Raw genomic sequence first — 6,814 nt, 5'->3', positions numbered from 1 at the left:
GGGGTTGACGGTCTGCTGCCCGCCGCCGCACCAGGAACTATACCCGATCCGGCAGCAGGGAAGTTACAAGGGGTTACAGGTCTATCCTGAGAAGACGCTCACCCCTCACCCGGACCTCCGGTCCGACCTCTCCCTCAGGGAGAGGTGAAGAGGCACCATAACGAGCGACGAGTTCAAGCCGCCTGAATGCGCTTGTTCTGCCTGTTGGTGATGAGGTCGTCGACGACGGCGGGGTCGGCCAGCGTCGAGGTGTCGCCCAGCGAGCCGAACTCGTCCTCGGCGATCTTGCGCAGGATGCGGCGCATGATCTTGCCGGAGCGGGTCTTGGGCAGGCCGGGCGCGAACTGGATCAGGTCTGGCGAGGCGATCGGGCCGATCTCCTTGCGCACCCAGGCCACCAGCTCCTTGCGCAGATCCTCCGACGGCTCCTCGCCCGCCATCAGGGTGACATAGGCGTAGATGCCCTGGCCCTTGATGTCGTGCGGATAGCCGACCACCGCCGCTTCCGACACCTTCGGATGCGCGACGAGGGCGGATTCGACTTCCGCCGTGCCCATGCGGTGGCCCGACACGTTGATCACGTCGTCGACGCGGCCGGTGATCCAGTAATAGCCGTCCGCATCCCGCCTGCAGCCGTCGCCGGTGAAGTATTTTCCGGGATAGGTCGAGAAATAGGTCTGCACGAAGCGCTCATGGTCGCCATAGACCGTGCGCATCTGGCCCGGCCAGGAATCGGCGATCACCAGATTGCCCTCCGCGGCGCCGTCGAGCACCTTGCCCTCCGAATCGACCACCTCCGGCTTCACGCCGAAGAAGGGGCGCGTGGCGGAGCCGGGCTTGAGCTTCGTCGCGCCGGGCAGCGGCGTGATCAGGATGCCGCCGGTCTCGGTCTGCCACCAGGTGTCGACGATCGGGCAGCGGTCGTCGCCGACGACGCGGTGGTACCATTCCCAGGCTTCCGGATTGATCGGCTCGCCGACGCTCCCCAACAGCCGCAGCGACTTGCGCGAGGTCTTCTTCACCGGCTCCTCGCCCGCTTGCATCAGCGAGCGGATCGCGGTTGGCGCGGTGTAGAAGATGTTGACCTTATGCTTGTCGATCACCTCCCAGAAGCGGGAGATCGAGGGATAGGTCGGCACGCCCTCGAACATCAGGGTCGTGGCGCCGTTGGCGAGCGGCCCGTAGAGGATGTAGGAATGGCCGGTCACCCAGCCCACATCGGCGGTGCACCAGTAGATGTCGCCGTCGTGGTAGTCGAAGACGTACTGATGCGTCATCGCCGCATAGACGAGATAGCCGCCGGTGGTGTGCAGCACGCCCTTCGGCGTGCCGGTGCTCCCCGAGGTATAGAGGATGAAGAGCGGATCCTCCGCGTTCATTTCCTCGTAGGGGCATTCGGTCGAGACGAGTTCCGCCGCCTCGTCGTAATAGACGTCGCGGCCGGGCACCATGTTGACGGCAGATCCGGTGCGGCGCACGACGAGCACATGGTCGACGACGCCGGCGCCGACGCGCTCGATGGCCGCGTCCACGTTCACCTTCAGCGGAACCTTCCGGCCGCCGCGCAGGCCCTCGTCGGCGGTGATGATGAAGGCGGATTTCGCATCCTGGATGCGGCTTGCGAGCGAATCCGGCGAGAAGCCGCCGAACACCACCGAATGGATCGCCCCGAGCCGGGCGCAGGCGAGCATGGCATAGGCCGCTTCCGGGATCATCGGCATGTAGATCGTGACCCGGTCGCCCTTCTCGACGCCGCGGTTGCGCATGATGTTGGCCATGCGGCAGACCTCGTCGTGAAGCTCCCGATAAGTGATCTTCTTCGACTCGGCCGGGTCGTCGCCCTCCCAGATGATCGCGACCTGGTCGCCCCTCGTGTGGAGATGCCGGTCGACGCAGTTATAGGCGACGTTCGTGATACCGTCCTCGAACCAGCGGATCGCGACGTTGCCGGGACCGAAATTGGTGTTCTTGATCCGGGTCGGAGCCTTGAACCAGTGGATGCGCTTGGCCTCCTCGGCCCAGAAGGCGTCCGGGTTCCGGATGGAAGCCTCGTACTTCGCCCGGTAGCCCGCATCGTCCAGATAGGCGCGGTGGCTCCACTCGGACGGAACGTCGTAGATCTTCTCTTCCATGGCGGTTCTCCCAGACGCTTGCCTGATGAATTTAGGTCTAGGTTTAAGGAAAGAGAGAGGGCCTAAGCAAGCGGGGCGGGGATCGGACTTTGGTCTTTGCTCCTTTCGGAGGGTGCGCTGCACAAAAGCGTCCTGGCGAGGAGGGATCGTTCAAAACTGAAATTCAATCCCATTCCCGCATGATGTCCGGGTGCTTTTCCTCTCGCCGCGCCAGGCGCATGCTGGATCCCATCCAGCCAGAGGACGGGGATGCACCATGGAGGCCGGCACGCACCTAGATGATGTTCGGGCTATCGAAGCCGTCATTGCCCGGCAGTTCGCGAGCCTCAGCTGGACGCCTGGAACGTCAGCCGACGGGGATCGGTTTGCGGCTGATTTCTTCCCCGAGGCGTCACTCTATCCCGCCGCCCGACCAGCCGGCCGCCAGACAGTGGAGTCATTCATCGAACGGATGAAGGGGCTCGCGGGAGCAAAACTGCGCTCCTTCGAGGAGCGGGTGCTGGGAACCAGGATCCACATCTTCGGCAATGTTGCGGTCGCGGTGGCCGTCTGCGAAATGACCGAAAACGGTGTGGACGTGCATCGCGGCGTCGAGATGCTGCTCCTCGTCAAGAACGAGGGCGCGTGGCAGATCGCATCCCAGGCCTGGGACAGGGAATCTCCGTCACGGCCTATTCCCGAGCGACTCCTGGACCGGACGACGGAAGAGTAACCGAGAGGTTTTTCGAGTCCGCCCTGAGACAATCCGGCCCGCTCAGCGTTGTCTCAGGCGAGGTGTCGCAATCGCCATGGCCGAGTCGCTCCATGCCGATCACCGCGCCAATCGGCTCCTGGCCGCTTTGGAGGCTGAGGATTTTGCGTGCCTCGAAGCCCATCTCGTGCTGGTCGATCTACCCCTCAAGCAGATCCTCTATGAGATGGAGGACGAGGTCAGCCACGCCTATTTCCCCCATGACGCCATCGTCTCGCTGGTGAACGTCATGAAGGACGGCACCACCACGGAAGTGGCGGTGTTCGGAAGCGAGGGGGTCCTCGGCCTTTTAAGCGCGCAGGTCAGCCACAGAGCGTTCGGGCGCTATATCGTGCAGATGGCCGGCTCCGCCTCCAAGATATCCCTCGAGCGCTTCGACGAGATCCGCAACACCCGTCCCGGAGTGCGCCAACTGATCCGGAACTACAGTGAAGCCCTTCTCGCGCAGACTTTTCAAACGGTCTCCTGCAATGCCGTCCATCCGGTCGAGGCGCGCTGCTGCCGCTGGATCCTGAGCATGCACGACCGTGCCGATCAGGACGCCCTGTCCCTGACGCACGAATTCCTGTCCGAAATGCTCGGGGTGCAACGTTCCACCGTCAGCACGGTCGCCCGTACCTTGCAGGAGGCGGGACTGATCCGCCAGAGTCGCGGCGGCATCACCGTGATCGACCGGGCAGGTCTCGAAGAGACAGCCTGTGAATGCTACGGCCGGATTCGCCGGATCTACCACCGTCTGCTGCCCGGCACGTATCCTCATCCGCCGTCGTCCAGGCTGATCGGCTCCGATTCTTAAAGCCCGCCCATCTTGCAGATGAGTTTCCATTCCTCGTCGGTCACCGGCTGCACCGAGAGGCGGGAATTGTTGACGAGGATCATGTCCTTGAGCCTCAGTTCCTTCTTGATGTCCTCGAGAGTCACCGGCTTCGGGAGGGGTTTTACGGCCTTGATGTCGACCATGCCGAACTTGCCGGTCTCGTCCGTGTGATCAGGGTAGTATTCCTTGATCACCTCGACGATGCCGACGACGGCCTTGCCCTCGTTGGAATGGTAGAAGAAGCCCTGCTCGCCCTTCTTCATCGCCATCAGGTTCTGCTTGGCGACGTGGTTGCGCACCCCGTTCCAGTGCGTGCCCTTCTTGCCTTCCGCGACCTGGGCGTCCCAGGACCAGGTGGAAGGTTCGGATTTGTAGAGCCAGTGCGCCATTCGTATTTGCCCCTTCATTCGTTTCGCGAAATCCTCTTCGGGTTTCGCTTCAATGCTCGGACTTGATCGGACGGTTCATCAGCGCATCGACCGCTTGATCGAGCGTCCATGCACCGGAAAGAATCTGGTCGACCGCTTCCGCGATCGGCATGTCGACGCCCTTCGCACGCGCCAGCACCACGAGGGCGCTCGCGGTGGCTGCCCCTTCCACCAGCTTGCCGCCGGCCGCCTCCTCGACGCCCATGCCCTGCCCGAGGCGCTGGCCGAAGGCGAAGTTGCGGGAATGAGCCGAGGAGCAGGTGAGCACCAGATCGCCGAGGCCGGAGAGGCCCATCAGCGTTTCCGCCTCCCCGCCATAGGCGCGGGCGAAGCGCAGAAGCTCCGCGAAGCCGCGGGCGATGAGGGCCGCCTTGGCGCTTTCGCCGAGACCTTTTCCCGCCACCGCGCCGCAGGCGATGGCGAGCACGTTCTTGGCAGCCCCCCCGATCTCGACCCCGCGCACGTCGCCTCGGTGATAGACGCGCAAAGTCGGGCCGGATAGCGCCGTCGCAAGCGTCTCGGCCAGCGCCGCATCGCGGCAGGCGAGCGTCACGGCGGTGGGCAGGCCGCGCGCCACGTCGTCGGCGAAGCTGGGGCCGGAGAGCACGGCGATGGCCGAGCCCGGTCGCGCCTCTTCCGCCACATCGCAGAGAAAGGCGCCGCTTGCGCGCTCGATGCCCTTGGCGCAGAGCACCAGCGGCGCTGAAGCGGGCAGAACGGATGCAAGGGCCGCCGCCATCTCCCGCGTGGTCTGCGCGGGCGTGACGAGAAGCACGGCCTCGGTGGCACCGAGTTCCTTGAGATCCGCAGTGGCGCGGATGCGCTCATGCAGCGGAACGCCCGGCAGGAAACGCTCGTTGCTGCGCGTCGCCGCCAGCGCCGCGGCCTGTTCGGGCGAGCGCATCCACAGCACCACATCGTTGCCGGCAATGGCTGCGGCATTGGCCAATGCCGTTCCCCAGGCTCCCGCTCCGGCGATTCCGATCAGACCCATGCGCCGATGCTCCCGTTCATGATGGAGTGGCCATGCCGAAAGCCTGCCGCGAGATCCGGTAGAGCACGTGCCGGCGCAGCGGATTGTCTTCGGGAACGGACGGATGGTCGAAATCCTCCGCCGGATCGTGCGTCATGCCGAGCCGGCGCATCACGCTCCGGGACGGCTCGTTGAGGCGCGCGGTATAGGCGACGACCTGCGGCAGGTCGGTCCGCGAGAAGACATCGTGAAGCGCGGCGCGGCCGGCTTCCGTGGCATAGCCCTTGCCCCAATAGGCCGGCAGGAAATGCCAGCCCACATCGACTCTCGGCTCGAAGGGCATCTCGCGCTGAATCCGTCTCAGGCCCGCAATGCCGATGAACGCCGAGATGCCCGGAAGCTCCACCACCCATTGGTCGAAGCCGTGGCGCTCGAAGCCCGCGGCATGGAGCCTCCCGTCGGCCTCGCCCTTTTCGGTCGGCATCGTGCCGGGAAAGTAACGCCGTACATCCGGATCCGCCTGGAGCGCCGCGTAGCGCGCGATATCCTCCTCGGTCCAGCGGCGCAGAATCAGCCGCTCGGTGCGGATCCGGTCGGGGCAGGGCCGCATCAGGCCTTCGCTCCCGCCTCGTCGCGGCTGGTGTCGAGGGGCCAGCGGGCGCGGGCGGGGGCGCCGATATCGTCGATGAGGCCGAGGCGCATGCGTTCGAGGCCGGCCCAGGCGATCATGGCGCCGTTGTCGCCGCACAAGGCCACCGGCGGCGCGACGAGCTTGAGGCCCGCTTCCACCGCGAGGCGCTGCAGCCCCAGGCGCATGCCCTGGTTCGCCGCGACGCCGCCCGCCACCACGAGGGCGGTCGGATGGCCCGCGATCTCGCGAAAGCCGCGCAACGCCACGCGAGTGCGGTCGACCACCACGTCGACGATGGCGGCCTGGAAGCTCGCGCAGAGATCGGCGATGTCGCTCGCCGTCAACGGCGCGATTTTTTCCGCCTCGATCCGCACCGCGGTCTTGAGGCCGGACAGGGAAAAATTCGGCTCCGCCCGGCCCTGCATCGGGCGCGGGAAGGCGAAGCGCTCGGGGTTCCCCTTGGCGGCCTCGTTTTCCACGTGCGGCCCGCCGGGATAGCCTAAGCCCAGCATCTTGGCGACCTTGTCGAAGGCTTCGCCGATGGCATCGTCGATGGTGGTGCCGAGGCGCACGTAATCGCCGACGCCGCGCACGGCTACGAGCTGGGTGTGGCCGCCGGAGGCGAGCAGCAGCAGATAGGGGAAGCCGATGCCGTCGGTGAGGCGCGCGGTCAGCGCATGGGCTTCGAGATGGTTCACCGCCATGAGAGGCTTGCGGGTCACGAGCGCGATGGCCTTGGCGGTGGTGAGCCCCACCAGCACGCCGCCGATCAGGCCCGGACCGGCCGCGACCGCGATGCCGTCGATGTCCTTCACGGTGCAGTTCGCGTTCTTGAGGGCGCGGGCGACGAGCCGGTCGATCACCTCCACATGGGCGCGCGCCGCGATCTCGGGCACCACGCCGCCATAGCGGGCGTGCTCGGCGATCTGGCTCAGCACCTCGTTGGAGAGGATCTCGCCGCGTCCGTCGAAGCCTACTCCGACCACGGCGGAGGCGGTCTCGTCGCAGGTGGTCTCGATGCCTAGAATGCGCATGATCTCGGGCCGCTCGATTAAGGGATCGTCCGGGCTTTCGGCCCGGCG

7 protein-coding genes are annotated in these 6,814 nt (G+C 65.7%); 2 read left to right on the top strand and 5 right to left on the bottom strand.

Annotated features, from left to right (window positions below; translation table 11 throughout):
- Positions 1-173 precede the first annotated feature (173 nt).
- A complete protein-coding gene (acs, locus tag JKL46_RS28185) occupies positions 174-2,132 on the bottom strand; it encodes an acetate--CoA ligase (RefSeq protein ID WP_201839736.1) in 1,959 nt (652 codons plus the stop codon).
- A gap of 256 nt (positions 2,133-2,388) precedes the next feature.
- On the opposite strand from acs, the gene JKL46_RS28180 reads away from it, so the two are divergent.
- Together JKL46_RS28180 and JKL46_RS28175 are read left to right on the top strand one after the other, a co-directional pair.
- On the top strand, positions 2,389-2,844 hold the full coding sequence (locus JKL46_RS28180) for a nuclear transport factor 2 family protein (RefSeq protein WP_201839724.1): 456 nt from the start codon (positions 2,389-2,391) through the stop codon (positions 2,842-2,844).
- A 76-nt stretch (positions 2,845-2,920) separates the two neighbouring features.
- The gene (locus JKL46_RS28175; RefSeq protein ID WP_201839712.1) at positions 2,921-3,679 is read left to right on the top strand and encodes a Crp/Fnr family transcriptional regulator; all 759 of its coding nucleotides are present in this window, start codon (positions 2,921-2,923) and stop codon (positions 3,677-3,679) included.
- Here JKL46_RS28175 and JKL46_RS28170 read toward each other — a convergent pair.
- Genes JKL46_RS28170 through tsaD form a run of 4 tightly spaced genes read right to left on the bottom strand, consistent with a single transcriptional unit; the run spans position 3,676 to position 6,766 of the window.
- Positions 3,676-4,089, bottom strand: a complete 414-nt coding sequence (locus tag JKL46_RS28170) for an EVE domain-containing protein (RefSeq protein WP_201839702.1) — start codon at positions 4,087-4,089, stop codon at positions 3,676-3,678. The two genes, JKL46_RS28175 and JKL46_RS28170, sit on opposite strands and share 4 nt — an antisense overlap.
- A gap of 49 nt (positions 4,090-4,138) precedes the next feature.
- The gene (locus JKL46_RS28165; RefSeq protein WP_201839693.1) at positions 4,139-5,122 is read right to left on the bottom strand and encodes an NAD(P)H-dependent glycerol-3-phosphate dehydrogenase; all 984 of its coding nucleotides are present in this window, start codon (positions 5,120-5,122) and stop codon (positions 4,139-4,141) included.
- Positions 5,123-5,138: 16 nt separating this feature from the next.
- A complete protein-coding gene (locus tag JKL46_RS28160) occupies positions 5,139-5,711 on the bottom strand; it encodes a GNAT family N-acetyltransferase (protein WP_201839690.1) in 573 nt (190 codons plus the stop codon).
- Positions 5,711-6,766: a tRNA (adenosine(37)-N6)-threonylcarbamoyltransferase complex transferase subunit TsaD gene (tsaD, locus tag JKL46_RS28155; protein WP_201839687.1), complete on the bottom strand. Its 1,056-nt coding sequence runs from the start codon at positions 6,764-6,766 to the stop codon at positions 5,711-5,713. The genes JKL46_RS28160 and tsaD overlap by 1 nt, the downstream gene beginning before the upstream one ends.
- Between the last annotated feature and the right edge of the window lie 48 nt (positions 6,767-6,814).

It is taken from the genome of Microvirga zambiensis WSM3693, from assembly GCF_016735695.1.
Classification (GTDB): Bacteria; Pseudomonadota; Alphaproteobacteria; order Rhizobiales; family Beijerinckiaceae; genus Microvirga; species Microvirga zambiensis.
Note: the sequence above shows the minus strand (reverse complement) of the source record. Positions and strands in the feature narration are given on the sequence as shown.